We start from the raw sequence: 19,115 nt of genomic DNA on the forward strand, positions 1-19,115 counted from the left end.
ACGCGATAAACGGGTTCGTCACAAGGCGATGGAGTACTGTCGAAGTGGCAACGAAATTGCCGGCCGTCCTATTTGCCCCCCGCCGCGGATATGGTGGACGTTCAACGCTGAAGAGAGGTGAAATTAATCACACAAGCGAGTGAATCGAGGGTGGCGTCCGTGAGAAAACGTATTCTCGAGTTTCAGAATCTTCCTGTGGCCAAGACATCGAGAGTAGCTGATTTAGTTGCCGTCAGAGCATCATTTCGTGTGGGAACAGACTCAGAAAAAGCCCTAAAATGAGCCGCCGGAAGCAGTCAACAAATCAGTCAACATCGGCAACCCGTCATCCGAAATTCTCTTATTTTCCTAGGGCTTTGAAATTGCTTTGGTAGCCTCCGGCAGCACCAGCCTAAATGCTCAAAAGCCTCTGCGCTATTCACCTGTTAAATTCAGCGCGACCGACATTGCGTAAGGCCGAGACACCCGTTCCTGCCGACAGAAAAACTTTCCCGTAGGACAACTCATCCTTAACGATCCCCCCGCTAAGGAGCAGTTTGCAAGGCATTGATCGACGATCAACGGCATGATGCCTCCGCCTGCCCCGGCCAATCCGGATTACGCAGTCGAGCGCGCCAAAGGCGCTGTTCCCTTTCGTCAGAACGTTACATGTCGGTCGTTGCGTGCATTCTCACAGCCCATGATCTGCGGCTGGTTTTCCTCGCCGCTCTCGTTTGCGTCGGCGGCTCTTGGGTGGCAATGGGCCTATTGAAGCGAGCCCGGGAGAATTTCGGGTTCCAGCAAAAAGGCTGGCTGTTCCTAGGTGCAGTCGCCGCTGGATCATCAGTCTGGTGCACACACTTCATCGCCATACTCGCATATCAAGTCCCTGCTCCTTTCACCTTCGATCCCATCCTAACGTTCGCTTCCCTTCTACTCGCTATCTCAGGGATTGCCGTTGGCTTCATCGTAGCCGGCCGTAAGTTCAGATACTCCGCGATTGTCGGCGGTGGTCTGTCCGGCGTGGCAATCTCCGCGATGCATTACATCGGGATGTTGGCCTACCACGTGGACGGAATCGTCGAATGGAGCATCCCCTACGTCGTCGCATCTGTCCTTCTTGCAATCGTTCTGATGGCCGCATCGGTTGAAGCGTTCGGCCGCATGGGATTGCCCTGCAGGCGGCCCATTGGCCTTGGCTTATTTGTCCTGGCCGTCGTGTCCCTTCACTTCACAGGCATGGCAGCGATGACCGTCGTGCCGATGGTCACGGGCGCGTCCTTGGTCGGCCAGGAAACGATCGAAGGCATGGCCGTGGCAGTCGCCGGCGTCGCGATGATCGTGGCCGCGACGGGTATAGCGAGTTATCTGCTCGATGCCCGGTCGCATCAGGAAATGATCGATCAACTTCGCATGTTGGCCTTGACCGACGCGCTCACTGGCCTCCCCAACCGAACGCGGCTTGGCGACCATCTCGGCTATGAGCTGTCCCTCGCCAAAGATACGCAAGGCAAATTCGCGGTCATCGGCATCGATCTCGACCGCTTCAAGAACGTCAACGATCTTTACGGCCACGAGGCTGGCGATCGAGTGCTGAAGATTATCGGCCAGCGCCTGAAAAACTTACTGAAGGACAGCGAATTCGTAGCACGAGTGGGCGGCGATGAGTTCTTTGCCGCGAAGCGGTTCGGCTCCCTCGACGACGTCCATGATTTCGTGCTTCGCATCAATAACTGCCTTGCTCAACCGGTCCACACGGATGAGTTTAACATTGCACTCGGTGGCAGTATCGGTGTCGCGCTGTTTCCTCAGGATGGAGATACGGTCGAGCGCCTTATGGCGAACGCCGACCTCGCTATGTACCGCGCCAAAGCCGACATCATCCGCTCGGTTTGCTACTACGAGCCGGATATGGACGAAGTGGTGCGGGAACGCCAACTTCTCTCCCTGGATCTCAAGCGCGCCATAGAGAACGAGGAACTCGAGCTTCACTATCAGGTGCAGACATCTGTGCCGACAGGCGACATCTGCGGCTACGAAGTGCTCCTGCGCTGGAAACATCCGACCAGGGGACACGTCCCGCCAGCTGTCTTTATCCCGATCGCTGAAGAAACGGGATCCATTCTGGCGATCGGAGAATGGGTTCTCAAAACGGCTTGCCATGAAGCCGCCAGCTGGGACGCCGAGCACAAGATCGCGGTCAATCTGTCTGCCGCGCAGTTTACCCACACTGACCTTCCAGCTCTCGTGCATCAAACTCTTTTCGAATCCGGATTGGCGGCCAGCCGGCTGGAACTCGAACTGACAGAATCCACGATCATCGCAGACAAGGCCCGTACGCTGCACATGCTGAGGCAGATCAAGGCGCTCGGCGTCACTGTGGCCATCGATGATTTCGGCATAGGATACTCCTCGCTCGATACGCTGCGCTGCTTCCCATTCGATCGCATCAAGCTTGACCGCTCCTTCATCAGTGAAGTCATCGACAACCCGCAAGCAAAGGCCATTGTGCGCGCCGTGCTTGCGCTCGGACGTTCGCTCGAGATCTCGGTGCTAGCGGAAGGGGTTGAAACGCAGGATCAACTGCTTCTCCTGTGCAACGAAGGTTGTGATGAAGTTCAAGGGTATCTGATCGGCCGGCCACGACGCGACCCGCAGACCAACATCGAAACTTCGCAACTTGGGCCGCCGCAAATCGCGACCAAGACTTACGAGTCAAAAGAACTAACGACAACGGCGTAATTCATTCTGCGTCTCGATGACGGCGCACGGTTAGGCTTGCCGACTAGCGGCGATATCACGAGCAACTCATCCGTAAAGATACTTTCAGTCTAACGACATTCGATATAGATTTGCCCCGCGTCGGGGGAGCGAATCGTGGATGCGAGAATTCAATCAGGCTGTAAGCTTGGGACGAGACTGCCAGCCTGCCGCTCAGAGCAGGCGCCATTTCGGAAAGCAGAACTGCCCGTCATGCGTGTTTGATCATCAGGTAACGCCTCATCCTGCGCTTATCGCCTACCTCGAAAATGATTGCCGCGGCTTCTTCGAGCGCGATGACTTGGAAATAGCTCCGCAAGGCTGGGTGCAAAACAAGCGCTACAAGACTCAGCACATGCACGAATTCCCAAATGGCATAGAACAGGACTACGAGCGTGCACGATCGCGTCATGACCACATCTGCGAAAACCTTCGGAAGATAATATATGGGCGTGTGCCGACTCTCTTCGTGTGTCGCTCCAAAACACCGGAGCTTGCCGACACTGTCTCTGCGATCATCCGGTCCAAGAACCCGAGGCTACGCTTTCATGTTTTGGTTGTCGTCGACAGGCCGGATCTCCCGCCGACCAAGCCATTTCCCGACGATTGGCGCGGCAACGATGACTACTATTCCAGCGCATTTTCCGAATTTCGCATTATTCCCCGCAGGCTCACGGTTGGCGAAGTAGTTGGCCAGCAGGCCACGCGCTTCCTTGGCCACCTAAGGACCGGGAAGTTTTAAGCACGACGCGATCGTCCTTCGGTTTCCCGCGCTGAAAGCGGACTGCGCATCTCGTTCGCAGGCGATGCTTGATCTTACGCAAAAGTAAGAACTTTGCCGCCATGCTCCAGTCACAAACGCCACTCAATTGGACTTGCTGCACGCAGCTCGTCATTCGGATGCTCACATGAAAATTCAAACGGTCATTTGCGCGCTTGTCGGTTCCGTCGTTCTCGGAATCTCGACAGCAGAAGCAGCGCCGGGATACGCCACGGCGAATGTCAACTTACGAGCAGGTCCGGATATCGACTATCCCAGTGTCGGCATTATTCCCGACAGCGATCCCGTGGACGTCAGAGGATGTCTGCGAGATGAATCCTGGTGTGACGTCATCTGGGCTGGAAATCGCGGCTGGGTGTACAGCGAATACCTTGCACTCGATTACCGCGGCGAACCGAGACCGCTTCCGGATTACGGCGTGGCCGCATTTGGAATTCCAATCATTGCGTTCAGCGCCGCAGAGTATTGGAACCACTATTATGTAGGACGCCCTTGGTACGGAGATCGTGCACGTTGGTTCGCCTACACGCCGAGGCCACGTCCCGGATGGCACGCACCGCCTCCAGGGCCTCGCCAACCAGGCTGGTGGCGCGGAGGCGGCTATCGACCACCGCAGGGGATGCAACCGCCTCCGGACCGTGGATGGCGTCCGCATCCAGGTCCGGGAAACATCCCAGGCGGTCCACCACGTGGCCCGGATGATAGACGGAGGGGCCTGGACGACAGAATGAAGGGCCCAGGCAACGGACCGGGAGGCCCAGGCGAAAGGCCGAGAGGCCCCGAAGACAGGCCGAGAGGCCACGAAGACAGACCGAGAGGCCAACAAGACAGACCGAGAGGTCAAGACGACAGGCCGAGAGGTCCGGACGATAGGCCTAGAGGCCCGTGAAGTAAGTTTTACTGAAAACCCCGGTTCAAATGAGCCGGGGTTTTTTGCACATTGCGTTGTACGTTGAATGGTTCAGGCCGCATGACCTGATCAACATCGCAAGGTGAATGGAGGTGATGACCTTGGCATCTCTGTCGGGGCAAAGAATCTTCCTTACCGGAGCGACCGGATTCATCGGCGCGTACTTTCTCCGCGCAGCAATGGCCGCCAGCCACGAAATCGACGCGCTGACCCGATCGAAAAGCAACGCCGCATCGCTTGAAGCCGTGGGAGCGACCGCGATCGTCGGCGACTTGACGGACTCGAAGGGAACGTGGCGCGAAGCCCTACGCAAGGCCGACGCTGTCATTCATCTCGCGCAGCCTCAGACATTCGGCGGTCGCCTCACAAAGTCTCGCGCCAAGCAGTACAGCGTCCGCCGGGTCGCCATGGATCGCGCCTTGTTCGAGGCCATCGATCCGGCGAGAACGCGGCGGATCGTCTACGTCGCCGGCACAAGTTACTATGGGGATTGCGGATCGGTGATTTGCGACGAAGGAGCGACGCCTCACCCCAGGGGATGGGGACCCTATCTTGCTCCCGCAATCGAATCCCTGCCGGGCTACGTCGCGCGCGGACTGCCGATCGTGGCCGCGTTTCCAGGCTGGGTATATGGGCCCGGCTCCTGGTTCGCGCAGTATGTCCTCGAACCCCTCAGCAACGGCAAACCGGTTTACGGTTTACGAGGTCGCGCCCGCTACACTTCTCCCGTGCACGTCGAGGATTGTGGCCGGGCCATTCTTCATCTGACTCAGCATAGCGAGATAGGAAGCCGCTACTTCATTGTGGACGACGAACCCGTTCCAGGTGAGCAATTGGCGAAGATCGCAGCGAACACGCTGGGCGTGACTGGGCACGGCCGCAAGTTGCCCTTCGTTCTGCTGAAGCTTCTGGTCGGCCAAGTCGTTGCCGACAGCCTAGCCTATGAAAACCGGCTTTCGAACAGCCGTTTGAAATCCACCGGCTTCGCATTCGATTTTCCGTCCTGCGAGCAGGGCGTGCCGCATGCCGTTCGGACATGGTTGCAGGAGAAATCGATCAACAAAGCCGAACAACAAAAATGCAACGCCGAATAAATTGAACGGTTTGATCACGGATCGATCAACCAATTAAAATGCTTCCCATAGAAATTTCGGACATTCATTTGTAAGCTGGCTGAAGTCATTTGCGAGCGGCGAGTCCATGATTTCAGATAGCATCGGGTTGCCGCAGATAGTCGCTCTTATCATTCTCCTTCAAAGAGGAGCCGAGGAGGTCTACTCGGCGCGCAATACGCGGGCGTTGATCGCGGCCGGAGCAAAAGAAGTTGGCCGATCCTATTATCCTGTCGTCGCGACGACCCATCTTGCATGGATAGCAAGCATCTTTTTCCTGATCCCATCGAGCGCGACCGAATCCTATATTTTGGCGGCGGCCTATATTCTTCTGCAAGGAGTCCGCTATTGGGTCATCGGCACGCTCGGGCGATTTTGGACCCACCGCATATTTACGATCGAGGGCGCACCGGTCACCCTGCGCGGACCCTATAAATATTTCCGTCATCCCAATTACGCGGTCACGATTACCGAGACGTTTTTGCTGCCGGCAGTCTTCGGCGCCTGGGCTGTCAGCATTATCATGGGCGCGGTTTGGACCGCAGTGCTCGCCTACAAAATCGAACTCGAAGACGAAGCTCTTTCCGCCAGGCGCGCGCTTTCCGAGCAAAGCCTTGAACCCCAGAGAACAGAAATCTGACGAAACGCCGTCCCGCGGCGCGACGGCCGATGCCATTGCCGTTGGCGGGGGTCTCGCAGGTTCCGCTTTCGCTCTCGAGCTTGCCCGTCACGGCAAGAGCGCAATGATATTTGAACGCATGCGCGGTCCGCATCATAAGGTTTGCGGCGAATTCCTGAGCGACCGCACACAAACTCTGCTTCGATATCTCGGCATCGACGTCGATGCTCTCGGCGGCAGCCCTGTCGAAACACTATGTCTCGCGAATGGCGCGAAGCGGACCAGCGCAGAGCTTCCGTTCAAGGCGATCGGCATTTCACGGCTCCTTCTCGATGAGACGGTTCTAACGGCAGCCGAACGCGCTGGCGCAACGGTCTATCGCGCGACATCGGTTGAACGGCTCGAAGATTGTGGAGGTCGCGTGCGCGTTCAGACGGCACGTGCGACGTTCGAATGCCGCGCGGCGGCACTCGCAAGCGGCAAGCACAACATTCGCGGACTACCGCGGCCCGACGGGCCGATGGTCGGATTCAAGATGCACCTGCGCCCCACGGACGCGGCCTGCACTGCGCTGATCGGATCCGTTCATTTGATCGCGTTCGCCGGCGGCTATCTCGGGCTTTGCATGGTCGAGGATGGAACGCTCTCAATCGCGTGGATCATCAATTCGCAAATCCTGCAACTCATCGGAACAAGTTGGGCCACGCAATCATCGTATTTTGCAAAGCAGTCGCCCATCTTCGACGAGCTGACGGCAGGCGCCGCACCCGCTTGGGAAAAGCCGCTTGCCGTCTCGGGACTGCCTTACGGCTTTATGCGATCGGCAGCGATTGCGCCGACGATATATCCAGTCGGCGACCAATTGGCCGTGATCCCCTCATTCTCGGGTGACGGCACAGCGCTCGCTTTGGCATCGGGAATTGCCGCCGCGCAGTCTATTCTCAAATGTGAAGGCGCCCTCGACTTTCAGCGCCGAATGCTCGCGAACTACAAACCACAGTTCCAGCGGGCGGCGGCTCTCGATTGGGTCATCGCCGACCCGCGGCTCCGCAACGTAGGCATGGCCGGCGCGCGCCTCTTTCCCAGTATGGTGACAATGCTTGTCTCCGCGACGCGGCTTCGCGGTCTCGACGGATTGATATCGTCGACAGAAGCGCGAACCTAGAGATCCAGCGCCACGAAATAAGCCGAGAAACCCGGCCCGAAAGCCGCTAACAGATGCCGCCCCTTGTCACCGGCCCTCATCGCTCTTTGCAAGATGAAGAGCGCCGTCGCTGACGACATATTGCCGAAGTCGCGCAGCACATCCCACGAATGCCCGAGCATCGACCTGTCGATGCCAAGCACATCTTCCGCCGTCTCGAGCACCTTGCGTCCGCCGGGATGAAAAAGGAATCCTTTAAAGTCGCTGAGCGACATGCCGTTTCTGCCGATGAATTCTTTCACCACCTGAGCGAGATTATTGCGCATCAACGTCGGAAGCTCCGGACTGAGCACGACGCCGAAGCCATCGCTTTTGACATCCCACCCCATGATATGACGCGTGTTGCGCCACGTGTGCTCGCCGAACGCACGCACGACAGGCCTATCGCCATTGCTGCCTTCACTCGCGCCGTTTGCGCTTGCCCGCAGAACGACGCCCGCGGCACCATCTCCGAACAACGCCGCAGCAACGAACATCGCCATGCTCGGATCGTTCGGACGCGCGCAAAGACTGCAGAGATCAACTGTGATGAAGAGAACGTTCCGGTCCGGCCGCCCTTGAGCAAAACGTGCCGCGCGAGAAAGCCCCGCTACGCCACCGCCGCAGCCAAGACCAAAAATCGGCAGCCGCTCGACGTTCGGTGAAAATGGCAGGCGGTTCATCAGCAGCGCGTCGAGACTCGGTATAGCGAGGCCCGTGATCGTATTGGTAACAAACGCATCGATGTCGTCGAGCGATAATCCCGCACGCGCCGTAGCTTCCAGCGCGACCTGCTCGAGCAAATTCAAGGCCTGCTCTTGGAAGACTTCGGTCCGCTCTTCCCACGTGTGCGTTTGCCGGTACCAGCTCATAGGTTGGCAGGTATAACGATGGTCGATGCCCGTATTGGAGAAGAGTCCGTGCACGCTCGCGAACTGCGGGTAAATCAGGGCCGCATTTGCGAGTGCATCGCTCTGGCTAACCTTGTGGGGCGGATTGGCGGACGCAATCGAGAGAATTTCAACCGGCAGCCCGAAGTCGGGTTTGCGCACATGCTTCGCGAAATCAACCGGCAACACCGTCATGGATCGTTCCCATCGGCCGAGAAGCGCGAAGTGTCTCTACGCTTTCGGCTGAATAACAGTTAGGTCATTTCTTAATGCGCCGGCAAATCTGCTTTATCAGCATGCTTACCTGTCGACTAAGACCCAAACAGTCGCACCGCGACAATCGTCCGCCGACGTACATTATTGGCGTCGCTGAGCAAAAGGTGTTGGAGCAGTGAAGCGCCGGCGCTCCGCTCACCGTTTCGAATAAGCCGTGAAGATGTAATCTTTTGCCGACACGATTGTGTGACACGCAAACCCGCACTTGGCGTCGTTCTCCTGCGGCGGCTGATCGTTCGGGGTGGCCGGTGAGAACGTATCGGAGGCAGCATCATAGTTTCTCAAATTGCCACTGAGAATTGCCGATCATCCCGGGGCGAAGAAAATCAGCTGACCAAATCTATCAATCCTTGCTTGACGGCGAGCGCGACGGCCTGCTCCCGGGTCTTGGCACCGAGTTTCCTGCGCGCGTTTCCGATATGGAGCGCGACGGTAGCCAACGAGATCTCTAACTGCTTTGCGATTTCACTATTGGAAAGCCCGCGCGCCAAACCCGCGAGGCACTGCATTTCGCGAGTTGTGAGCACGCCATTCTTCATCTGACCCACACGCACGGAACACCGAGTCTGCATATCGCCCGGCTGATGTCGTTCAAGGCAAAGAATCGTTAGCATCGGACCCTGAACTATTCGCTTTTACACACTCTCAGACGAAATGTTTTTGAAAGTTGCATCGAAGAGCCAGTTTACGACGTTCACAGATCATCGCTCGGCTGAAGACCATCGAATTTCGTTGCATTGCCGACACACCTAGCGATTGCACTAGCTTTTCCCCAACAAGAATTAGTGGACAGATTCGCGCACGATAATTGGCGCGAGAGGGTCGAGTGCCCGCGATCGATTTAGATCTAGAGCCAAATCAAATGCGGATGAATCCGGGAGTTAAGAGCGAATCTTAAAGTGCGTTGTCCCAAATAATTTTGCGTAGCGGGGAGTGTGTCATGTACTTGGTATCGCGTCGAATTGCGCCAAAATCATTGCTGATAAATGCAAGCGTGGTGGCGCTTAGCATAGGTTTTATCGGAACAAATTCTGAGTTCGCCTTTGCCGACACTTGCGCCACTGGCGTGTCATCGTCATCCAGCCTCGCCTTTACCCCAATATTTCCCTTCGTCACGGGTGTCGTCACCAGCGTAGCTGCCACGAATTCCGGGGCGACTGCCCCAAACAACACCTCGATTGCATGCGGACCGAACGCCACCGCCACCGGCGCGCAAGCTAGCGCCTTCGGCAACAATAGTTCTGCCGTTGGAACCGGCTCTGCCGCGTTGAGCGCCTCGGCGGTCGCGATGGCGAATTATTCGATCGCCATTGGCGGCGACTACAGTTCGGCTACCGACCCGCATAATCCTGCCGGAGGGCCGGATGGCACCGGCGCGAAAGCATTCACGGACTTTTCGGTCGCCATAGGAGCGGATGCGAAAGCCCAAGGAAATGAATCTATTGCCTTCGGCGCCGGCGCGCAGGCGTACGGAACCGACGGTATGGCGCTAGGTGTTCTGGCGACTTCTCGCGGAACTGCGTCCGTGTCTCTCGGAGCGGTGAGCTCCGCCCTCGGCAACGGATCGGTCGCCATCGGCGGCGACACCGATGGGCTGAGCGGTCCTAAGACTGGCGCTCAGGCGCAAGGCGATTTCTCCACCGTCATCGGATCGAACTCGACCGCGGGCGGCACGAATGACGTGATCACGGGCGCCAACAATCTCACTGGAGCCGGCGGCAACAACAGCGTCCTCGGTAATGGCATCAGCATCCAAGGCGGCGGCGCCAACAACACCGTGCTCGGCGTCGGCCACACGGTCAACGGCTCGAACAACTTCGTCGCCGGTGATCCCAATAACGTCACCGGCTCGAATAACACCGTTACCGGCAACAACAACACGGTCAACGGCGACAGCAATTATTTCGGCGGAAACGATAACCAAGCCACGGGCGACAGCAATACGATCATCGGCAACAACAACGGCGGCCCGACGGCGAACTTCAGCAACAACACCATCATTGGCGATGGCAACACGGCCGTGACGACGAGCAACAACAACATCGTCGGCAACACCAACACTGTCGGAGGTGGTGGCGGCAGTAATAACGTCCTCGGCGCCAACAACACGGTGAATGGCACTAAGAACGTGGCCGTTGGCGAGGGTACGACCGTCACCGGCAACGATGCCGTCGCCATCGGCACCAGCGCTAAGGCAACCGCAAACGGCAATGTCGCCATCGGCAATAAATCGAGTGCCAATAATTTCAACGCCGTTGCTGTCGGCGACGGCGCGGCAGCCTCGGGCGGCAATGCAACGGCTTTGGGCGACAGCGCTGAATCCCAGGGCTTCGATACGACAGCTGTGGGTCAAAACGCTTTCGCCGCTGGCGCGGGCACAACCGCGCTCGGACAAGGCGCTTCGGCAGTCGGTATTTTATCGACCGCCACCGGAGCTAGCGCGGCATCAAACTTCAGCTTCGGCTCGACATCGACGGGAGCTCTTTCAAACACCAGCTTCAGCACGTTCTCTGGCGCCGACGGCTACGAGTCGAACGCCAAGTTTAGCTTCGGCTCGACGGCTGCCGGAGCGTTCTCGAACGTGAGCGGCACCCTCTTCGGAACGGCGAACGGCTTCGGCGCGCAAGTCGATCCGTTCACCTTCGGCGGCACCGCCAGCGGCGCATTTGCGAATGCTGGAAACAGCTTCGCGTCGGCCTACGGCACGGGCTCGAGTGCAACCGGCTTCGGATCAACGGCCCTCGGCTCCGGCTCTGAAGCTTCGGGCACCGGATCGACCGCCGTTGGCTCCCTCTCCGAAGCATCCGGAAATGGCTCAGTTGCCATCGGAAATGCCGAAGCCACTCAAACGAACTCGATCGCCGTCGGCACAGGCGCCTCATCGACGGGTGCAGGCGCGATTGCGATCGGTGAATATTCGTCGGCTACCGGTTCCGTAGCGGTGGGCTCAAACGCACATGCAGCGAACGGCGGCGCCGCATACGGCGACAACAGCGAAGCCACGGGATCCTTTGCGACGGCGGCTGGCCCGAATTCTTCCGCGACGTACAGCAACTCGGCGGCGTTCGGAAACGGGGCCACCACCACGCGCGCCGATCAGCAAGTGTTCGGCACGGTCAGCAATACATACACCACGCCGGGCATAACCTCGAACGCCAGCAGAGCGGCCCAGTCGGGTCCGCTGGAAGTCGTCACCTCCGATCATAACGGCAACCTCGCGACGGACGGCGGCGCTATCTACGACGCACTGAGCAAACTCGGCGGCGGCGTCGCCATCGCGATGGCACTGACGAATCCCGACCTTGTTGGCAACGAGCGGTTTGGCGTCGCCGGCAACGTCTCCTACTGGGAAGACAACGTCGCGTTGGGCTTCAGCGCGATGGGCGTCGTTGGCCGCAACATCTTCGGCTCGGGCGAACGCCTCGCCGTATCGGGCGCGATCGGTGTCAGCGTCGCCGAAGAGAGCTACAGCAGACACGGCAACAACACCAGCGTCGGTGGCCGCGCCGGTGCTCAGCTCACGTGGTAACGACCGTCTGAACTTCGGATAACATCGCGGGTCCAAGGAGGGCCCGCGATGCTTTTTCGCCTCTTTTCGTGCATATCGAGGATCGGGCGAAAAGCATCGAAAGACCCGATCATGCTTCGACGGCATTCCGCGTTTCTCGCACTCTTGGCACTCGTGCTGACGGCTTCGGCCGCATATGCGGTCGATACGAAAAAGGCGAACCCAGCGAATGCTGCCACACCGGGAAAGGCCGCACCGCCCGCAGCTGCCCCGCAGAAAACGCCTGAAAAATCTCCCACCGCCACTGCCCTGCCAATTCCCGACGGCCCTGGGCTGAACATCCTCATTCGCCGAACTATTCTGACGATCAACGATGCCAACCTGAGTGGCAACTATTCGGTACTTCGAGACCTCGCGTCTCCAGCGTTCCAAGCCGCAAATAGCCAGGCGACACTCGTCGGCATCTTCGCCGATCTCAGAAATCGCAAGATCGATCTCGCGCCCATTCTCATGTTCGATCCCAAGCTCGTCCGTCAGCCGGAAATCAATCCGGACGGAATGCTCCACCTTTCCGGATTTCTGCCGACACGTCCCGAGCAGGTGAATTTCGATTTGCTCTATGAAAACGTGGCCGGTCACTGGCGCATGTTCGGCATCGCCTTGAATACTTCGCGAGCAGAGCCGCCCCCCACATCCGGAATGCCCGACACCGCCCAGCGCTGACGCCTCTCCGAACTGCTTTGAGTGGCACGCTGACCTTCGGTCGCATCGGATGCCGTGCCGCGGGACGCCGTAAAAAACGGCAGCTCTTGCACTTGACTATTAATGTCAATCGGATCATGTGGCTTTGTGGCTGCCACGATTTTTGGCGCCGCGATTTCGAAGGAACCCAACCCTTGTCTAGCGACTGTAGTCGAATGCTTCGGCCGTTGCGGCTCGTGGCCTGACCTAGGTCGGCTCGCCACGATCCGTTGCAACGGCGGATCGGAAAGTGAGCCATGGAAAACATCCGCAGCGCCTCGGGTGAAAACGTAGACCCGATTGTCTTGGTCGAGCTGCTCGAAGAGCACGACGCCGATATCGTCGCCCAGCTCAACGAGCTGGACCTCGAGACAGCTGGCTCGATACTCGCCGAATTGCCCCTCGATCGCGTCATCGAAATTTTCGACCGGCCCGAGCTGACGCGCGCCGGCGATCTGTTCCTCGAACTCCCCGACGAATTCGCTGGCCAAGTCCTGAAGGGCATGTCCGCCGACCGCGCGGCCGACACGCTTCGCCAGCTTGACCCTCCCGACCGCACCAAGCTCTTAGGGCTCCTCGACTTCGAGACTGCCGCCTCGCTGAAGCTGCTGCTCGCCTATCCCGAGGGCACCGCTGGCAGCATGATGACGACGGAATTCGTCAGCGTTCCTTCGACCTTCACCGTCGCCGAAACCCTGAAGCTTATCCGCGAGGTAGAGCACACGCGAGAGACGATCTACGCGATCTACGTCCTCGATCCGCAATCGCGCGCGCTGGTGCAGACAGTGACATTGCGCCAGCTGATCATGGGACAGCCCGATCAGTCGATCCTCGAGGTGGCGCCTGACCGCGAACCCGTCTGGGTCGGACCGGACACCGACCGCGAAGAAGTAGCGCGTCTGATCTCTATCCACGACCTTCTCGCCGTGCCGGTCCTCAACGCCCGCCATCGCGTGCTGGGCATCGTGACCGTCGACGACGTCGTTGACGCGATCCTCGCGGAAAGTATGGAAGACGTCCAGAAGTTCGGCGGCGTCGAAGGCATCGCGGAGCCGTATCTTCAAATCGGCTTTATCGAAATGATCCGCAAGCGCGCCGGCTGGCTGTGCGCCCTCTTTCTCGGCGAAATGCTCACCGCCAGCGCCATGCAGCACTACTCGGATGAGCTGGAAAAAGCGGTCGTGCTCACCCTATTCATTCCGCTCATCATGAGCTCCGGCGGCAACTCCGGCTCGCAAGCCACCTCGCTGCTCATTCGCGCGCTCGCGCTTGGCCAGCTGCGGCTCCGCGACTGGTGGCGCGTTGCCATCAGGGAAATCCCAACCGGCATCACGCTTGGGGTCATCCTCGGCGTGATCGGCATAGTGCGCATTACGATATGGCAGAAGCTCGGCATTTTCGATTATGGCGAGCACTGGGTGCTGGTCGCATTGACGGTCGGCCTCGGCCTTGTTGGCATCGTGACCTTCGGCTCTTTGATGGGCTCGATGTTGCCGTTTGTGCTGAAACGTCTCGGCTTCGACCCGGCAAGCGCCTCGGCCCCGTTCGTCGCAACGCTCGTCGATGTCACCGGCTTGATGATCTATTTCAGCGTGGCGCTCCTCGTTCTGCGCGGCACACTGCTTTGACTGAAAAAAAGGCCGGGGAATGATCCGGAGGACGATTCCCAGCGTAGTCCAATCATGCCGAAATTAACTGCGACAAGTCTCCAATATCGACAAACGTCACCCTCGCCCCCACCTACCGGCGGCAAGGTGACGTTTGCCGTCTAGAATCCGATGGGTCTATAAGGGCGTCATCGGCGCCAGTTGCCGTCACTGCTCCTTCCAATAACAACCAGTGTTCTCCAATGAATTCAGAAAACAAGCCGACGCGGGCCGAGGTTGAAGCGGCAGTCAAGACAATCCTCCGCTGGGCGGGCGACGATCCTTCGCGCGATGGCCTGAAGGAAACGCCTTCCCGCGTTACGAAGGCATTCGAGGAATATTTCCGCGGCTACGGCCAGGACCCCGAGGCGATCCTCCAGAAAACCTTCGAGGAAATCGAAGGCTACGACGAGATGATCGTGCTCCGCGGCATCCGCTTTGAAAGCCACTGCGAGCATCACATGGCGCCCATCATCGGCCGCGCCTGGGTCGGCTATATCCCCGATGGCCGCGTCGTCGGCATCTCCAAGCTCGCCCGCGTTGTCGATGCCTACGCCAAGCGTCTCCAGATCCAGGAGAAGATGACCGCGCAGATCGCCAACACGATCCAGGACGTGCTGAAGCCGCAGGGCGTCGCCGTCATGATCAAGGCCGAGCATCACTGCATGACGACGCGCGGTGTCATGAAGCCCGGAACCGACATGGTGACGAGCCGAATGCTCGGCGCATTCCGCGACAATCCGAGCACGCGTCAGGAATTTCTGGCGATTGTGACGGAAGACTCGAAGACGATCTAACGGGCGTCTTCCGGGTAATCCACTCCGACCAGATAGAGACCGGATGCGGGCGATACCGGCCCGCATGCCTCGCGATCGCACGCGGCAAGCGCCGCCACGAGATCCTCACGCGACCACTTTCCTTCGCCGACGAGTTTCAGGCTCCCGACCATCGACCTCACCTGATGGTGCAGGAACGACCGCGCCGAAACCTCGCACACGATTTCATCGCCCGAGCGGCGAATATCGAAGACGTCGAGCGTCTTCACGGGCGACTGCGCCTGGCATTGCGCCGCGCGGAACGTCGTGAAGTCGTGTTTTCCGACGAGCGCCTTCGCGGCCTCGTTCATCGCCTCGGCATCGAGATCGCGCATCGTCCACCACACCCGGTTCTTGTCGAGGATCGGTGGCGCGCGGCGCGTCAGCAGGCGATACCGGTAATGGCGCTTCACCGCGCTGAATCGCGCATCGAAAGTCGCGTCAACGGCTTCCGACGCGACGATGCCGATCGGGTGCGGACGCAAATGAAAATTCATCGCATCGCGGACGCGCGACGCCGCCCAGTCTTTCGTCAGATCGAAATGCGCGACTTGGCCGAGCGCATGAACGCCCGCGTCGGTCCGCCCGGCGCCGCGCACGCCCACGGTCTCACCCGTGAATTTACGGATCGCGTCTTCGAGCAAGCCCTGGATCGATAATCCTGCGGCCTGCCGCTGCCAGCCGACGAAAGGCGTGCCGTCATATTCAATGGTAATGCGGTAACGGGGCATCGGGCTCAGGTTGAAAAGCGGTTTCCGCCATCCCTAGCCTCTGCTGGGCAGCGCCTCAACGGCCCTGTGCTACGGCGCCGGCTGAATTGCGTGCGGCTTGTTATTCGGCGGCCGGTGGTGCTGGAGATGCATCGCGTCGCGAGGTCCGCCGATACGATAGAAACCCGGCCGCCACTCGACGACCCGGCCCCACGCCGGGGCATGATAGAGCCCATCGCCCGTATAAAGATTGCTGCCATACCCGCCGCCAGCGCCCACAGGCGCGTTCTGCCCGTAGACGTTCGTGTCGCTGATGCTGAGCGACAGCGGAACCCGGTCGGGATTGATGATGACGTAGCGATCCGGCGGCAGCGGCCGATAAACGCGAACACCATGCTCGAGCGTAACGACCGCGCCGTAATAGGGACGCGTCTCGATCCGCGTCGTGAAGCGATCCGCATTCGCAGAGACCGCCAAAGCGCAAATGGCCGAAGCGCCGATGGAAAGAAGAAGCGCAAACTTTCGAAGCACGGCAGGTTCTCCGGACCGATGAATCGCTCCGACATTAACCGCACCTAGCGAAAGTCTCAGTGCCTTTCGCGCCTATGATTAACGGCCAAGACGCGTTCCCGCGGGAAGCCGCGTGCCGCGAAGGAAATCCACCGCAGCCATCGGTTGCTTTCCCGCCCGTTGCAATCTCTCAACGCGAATGGCCCCCGGGCCGCAAGCGATCGTCAACTGATCGTCGAGGAGCGTGCCAGACTCCGCATTCCCGTTCGTCTCCGCCGCCGCCAGAACTCTGATCCTCTCGGCCTTGCCGCCGATCACGATCTCGAACCACGCGCCCGGATAAGGCGAGAGCCCACGAATGTGATTGATGACCTCGCCCGCCGGACGGGAAAAATCGATGCGCGTCTCGCCCTTGGCGATCTTGGCAGCATAGGTCGTGCCGTCATTCGGCTGCGGCACACAGGCGATGTCTCCAGACTCGATTTTGACGAGTGCTTCGACCATCAGCTTCGCGCCGAGCTGAGACAGCTCATCGTGCAGTTCCCCGGCCGTCATATCGGGACGAATGGCAACGTCGCGACCGAGGCAGACCGGACCCGTGTCGAGCCCCTGCTCCATCCGCATGATGTTGACGGCCGTCACCGTGTCGCCCGCCATGATCGCGCGCTGGATCGGAGCGGCCCCGCGCCAGCGCGGCAGCTTCGAAGCGTGGACGTTGAAACACCCGAGCCGTGTCGCATCGAGCACCGCCTTAGGCAGCAACAGTCCGTAAGCGACGACCACCGCCACATCGGCCTTCAGCGCCGCGAACGCTTCGCGATCCGCATCGTTTTTGAAATTCACCGGCGTCCGGACGTCCAGTCCCAATTCCTCGGCACGGCGCTGAACGGGCGATTTGACTTCCGCCATGCCGCGTCCAGCGGGCCGCGGCGGCTGGCTGTAAACGGCGACGATCCGATGCCCGGCCGACGCGATCCCGTCCAGCACCGGCACGGAGAAATCCGGCGTACCCATGAAGATGATATTGAGCGGCATGTCGCCCGTCTATGTTGGCGCGCGACTGCCCGCCGGTCGGCCGGCCGCACGCGCGGGTAGAGTTGTTCAGTCCCCGCCCGTCCGGACCTGCTTCTTGAACTTGCGGATGATGATGTCGCGCTTCAGCCGCGAAAGAAAATCGATGATCAGCTGCCCGTCGAGATGATCAAGTTCGTGCTGAATGGCGGTCGCGAGCAAACCGTCCGCCGCCAGCTCCTGCTCTTTCCCGTAACGGTCGATGTAACGCACCGTCACCGTCGACGGCCGTTCGATCTCGACGCGCACGTCCGGAATGGAAAGGCAGCCCTCTTCATGCACGCGCGTCGCCGAGCCGACGGCGACCAGTTCGGGGTTGGCCATGGCGATCGGCCTCGGAGGCTCGTCATCCTCCGCCGCGTCGATGACGACGACCCGCTTCAGAATGCCGACCTGTACGGCGGCGAGCCCGATGCCGGGCGCGTCGTACATAGTCTCGAGCATGTCATCCATGAGCTTGACGACAGCATCGTCCACGCGCTCGACCGGATCGGAGATCTTGCGCAGGACGGGATCAGGAATTGTGATGATCGGAAGAACGGACATAGCGCTGACATATGAAAGCCTGCAGCTACGGTCAATGGCGTGCGGCTCTATACCATTGAGGTTTTGAGCGCTCGACACTTGGTCCCACCCGCGCCGATGCCGCCAGCGCCTCCACTGTCGCCTCCGGAGGAACCCAGCCGATCCGCCTCAAGAGCACGGGGTCGACAATCAGATCACCCGTCAGCCGGTCGGCGAGATGGGGCTTCCCAGCTATCCGCAGCAATGCCGCAAGCGACGCCTCCGGAACCGGCAAAAGCAGCTCCGGCCGTCCCGCTCCCCGGCGGAGCGCCCGAATGACATCCGCTATTGTTAACGGCTCCCGGTCGGCCACATTGAAGGTCGTGTTTTCGGCCGTTTGGGTCTGCAGAACGTATTGAAGGGCGCTGAGCAGATTGCCGATGCTGAGCAGCGACCGGCGCGCCTTGAGGGCGGCGAAAGGCAAGGGAACCGGCAACGCGGCAAGACGCATCAACGCGGCCATGTTGCCCCTGACGCCGCCACCATAGACGAGCACCGGACGAAGCACGGTCCAATGCGTTTGCGATCCCTCGAGCATCTTCGCGAGGATCACCTCCGCCGCGAGCTTCGACCGGCCGTAGGCGTCCGTCGGGGCGGCGAACGTCGCTTCTGTGACGACGCCCGGATAGGTGACGCCGACTTGCGCGCGGATCGAGGACATGAGCACGAAGCGCTTCACCCGCGCTGCCCGCGCAGCTCGGGCAAGTTGGCGAGTTGCATCAACATTGATTGCCGTATACGCCGCCTCGGGCAAATTCGCGCGCGAATGGGACAAACCGGCCGCATGCACCACCGCATCGACGCCGCGAACCAGAAACTCGGCAGCAAACGACCGCGACATGTCCCCGACAGCCACCCCCTCGACGCGCGGACTGTCGAAAACGATGGGCTGCCGTGACGCCGCGCGCACGGTGTAACCCCGGTCCGCAAGCACCCTGACCACGTGCTGGCCGATGAAGCCAGACGCGCCGGTTACAAGAATGCGCTGCGCAATGGCCAAGCCTTCTCCCCGAAATGCCGGTCCGCAAGCTGAACCGGCT

At 59.8% G+C, this 19,115-nt stretch carries 18 protein-coding genes and 1 pseudogene; 9 read left to right on the top strand and 10 right to left on the bottom strand.

Translation table 11 applies throughout. The features are described from left to right. The first annotated feature begins 648 nt into the window (after positions 1–648). Entirely contained in the window at positions 649–2,721 is a 2,073-nt protein-coding gene (locus tag G359_RS17470) for a putative bifunctional diguanylate cyclase/phosphodiesterase (RefSeq protein ID WP_052699438.1), read from the top strand. A 229-nt stretch (positions 2,722–2,950) separates the two neighbouring features. Here the strand turns inward: G359_RS17470 and G359_RS20625 are convergent, their stop codons facing one another. Continuing rightward, positions 2,951–3,151: a hypothetical protein gene (locus tag G359_RS20625; protein WP_156150821.1), complete on the bottom strand. Its 201-nt coding sequence runs from the start codon at positions 3,149–3,151 to the stop codon at positions 2,951–2,953. 496 nt (positions 3,152–3,647) lie between these two features. On the opposite strand from G359_RS20625, the gene G359_RS21175 reads away from it, so the two are divergent. The 4 genes from G359_RS21175 (at position 3,648) to G359_RS19800 (ending at position 7,326) form a co-directional block, all read left to right on the top strand. Beyond that, on the top strand, positions 3,648–4,409 hold the full coding sequence (locus G359_RS21175) for an SH3 domain-containing protein (protein WP_082072993.1): 762 nt from the start codon (positions 3,648–3,650) through the stop codon (positions 4,407–4,409). Positions 4,410–4,525: 116 nt separating this feature from the next. After that, on the top strand, positions 4,526–5,524 hold the full coding sequence (locus G359_RS17480) for an NAD-dependent epimerase/dehydratase family protein (RefSeq protein ID WP_197077605.1): 999 nt from the start codon (positions 4,526–4,528) through the stop codon (positions 5,522–5,524). A gap of 106 nt (positions 5,525–5,630) precedes the next feature. After that, on the top strand, positions 5,631–6,182 hold the full coding sequence (locus G359_RS17485) for an isoprenylcysteine carboxyl methyltransferase family protein (RefSeq protein ID WP_045837154.1): 552 nt from the start codon (positions 5,631–5,633) through the stop codon (positions 6,180–6,182). After that, positions 6,157–7,326, top strand: coding sequence for an NAD(P)/FAD-dependent oxidoreductase (locus G359_RS19800; protein ID WP_052699439.1), 1,170 nt, complete (start codon positions 6,157–6,159; stop codon positions 7,324–7,326). The genes G359_RS17485 and G359_RS19800 overlap by 26 nt, the downstream gene beginning before the upstream one ends. Here the strand turns inward: G359_RS19800 and G359_RS17495 are convergent. The 4 genes and pseudogenes from G359_RS17495 to G359_RS20630 form a co-directional block, all read right to left on the bottom strand. Then, complete coding sequence (locus G359_RS17495) at positions 7,323–8,429, bottom strand: type III polyketide synthase (protein WP_052699440.1); 1,107 nt, start codon at positions 8,427–8,429, stop codon at positions 7,323–7,325. The two genes, G359_RS19800 and G359_RS17495, sit on opposite strands and share 4 nt — an antisense overlap. A 216-nt stretch (positions 8,430–8,645) precedes the next feature. Further along, a pseudogene (locus G359_RS20990) lies at positions 8,646–8,786 on the bottom strand (cytochrome P460); the annotation flags it as partial. A gap of 50 nt (positions 8,787–8,836) precedes the next feature. Beyond that, positions 8,837–9,037, bottom strand: coding sequence for a response regulator transcription factor (locus tag G359_RS17500; RefSeq protein WP_197077606.1), 201 nt, complete (start codon positions 9,035–9,037; stop codon positions 8,837–8,839). A gap of 367 nt (positions 9,038–9,404) precedes the next feature. Beyond that, the gene (locus tag G359_RS20630; protein WP_156150823.1) at positions 9,405–9,743 is read right to left on the bottom strand and encodes a hypothetical protein; all 339 of its coding nucleotides are present in this window, start codon (positions 9,741–9,743) and stop codon (positions 9,405–9,407) included. Here G359_RS20630 and G359_RS17510 point away from each other — a divergent pair. The 4 genes from G359_RS17510 (at position 9,688) to folE (ending at position 15,202) form a co-directional block, all read left to right on the top strand. Then, on the top strand, positions 9,688–12,039 hold the full coding sequence (locus tag G359_RS17510) for a YadA family autotransporter adhesin (RefSeq protein WP_371199104.1): 2,352 nt from the start codon (positions 9,688–9,690) through the stop codon (positions 12,037–12,039). The two genes, G359_RS20630 and G359_RS17510, sit on opposite strands and share 56 nt — an antisense overlap. Before the next feature lie 111 nt (positions 12,040–12,150). Then, positions 12,151–12,741: a hypothetical protein gene (locus G359_RS19805; RefSeq protein ID WP_156150824.1), complete on the top strand. Its 591-nt coding sequence runs from the start codon at positions 12,151–12,153 to the stop codon at positions 12,739–12,741. Positions 12,742–13,016: 275 nt separating this feature from the next. Beyond that, on the top strand, positions 13,017–14,387 hold the full coding sequence (mgtE, locus tag G359_RS17520) for a magnesium transporter (protein ID WP_045837159.1): 1,371 nt from the start codon (positions 13,017–13,019) through the stop codon (positions 14,385–14,387). 221 nt (positions 14,388–14,608) lie between these two features. After that, positions 14,609–15,202: a GTP cyclohydrolase I FolE gene (gene folE / locus G359_RS17525; RefSeq protein ID WP_045837160.1), complete on the top strand. Its 594-nt coding sequence runs from the start codon at positions 14,609–14,611 to the stop codon at positions 15,200–15,202. On the opposite strand, the gene truA is transcribed toward folE, so the two are convergent. The 5 genes from truA to G359_RS17550 all read right to left on the bottom strand — a co-directional run bounded on the left by truA (position 15,199) and on the right by G359_RS17550 (position 19,075). Further along, entirely contained in the window at positions 15,199–15,951 is a 753-nt protein-coding gene (truA, locus tag G359_RS17530) for a tRNA pseudouridine(38-40) synthase TruA (RefSeq protein WP_045837161.1), read from the bottom strand. The two genes, folE and truA, sit on opposite strands and share 4 nt — an antisense overlap. A gap of 69 nt (positions 15,952–16,020) precedes the next feature. Next, positions 16,021–16,461: a hypothetical protein gene (locus tag G359_RS19810; protein WP_052699442.1), complete on the bottom strand. Its 441-nt coding sequence runs from the start codon at positions 16,459–16,461 to the stop codon at positions 16,021–16,023. 78 nt (positions 16,462–16,539) lie between these two features. Beyond that, on the bottom strand, positions 16,540–17,475 hold the full coding sequence (gene fmt, locus G359_RS17540; RefSeq protein ID WP_045837162.1) for a methionyl-tRNA formyltransferase: 936 nt from the start codon (positions 17,473–17,475) through the stop codon (positions 16,540–16,542). Between the two features lie 66 nt (positions 17,476–17,541). After that, positions 17,542–18,057, bottom strand: coding sequence for a peptide deformylase (def, locus tag G359_RS17545; RefSeq protein ID WP_045837163.1), 516 nt, complete (start codon positions 18,055–18,057; stop codon positions 17,542–17,544). A 31-nt stretch (positions 18,058–18,088) separates the two neighbouring features. Next, the gene (locus G359_RS17550) at positions 18,089–19,075 is read right to left on the bottom strand and encodes an NAD-dependent epimerase/dehydratase family protein (RefSeq protein WP_045837164.1); all 987 of its coding nucleotides are present in this window, start codon (positions 19,073–19,075) and stop codon (positions 18,089–18,091) included. Positions 19,076–19,115 lie beyond the last annotated feature (40 nt).

It is taken from the genome of Hyphomicrobium sp. 99 (assembly GCF_000384335.2).
Taxonomy (GTDB): Bacteria; Pseudomonadota; Alphaproteobacteria; order Rhizobiales; family Hyphomicrobiaceae; genus Hyphomicrobium_B.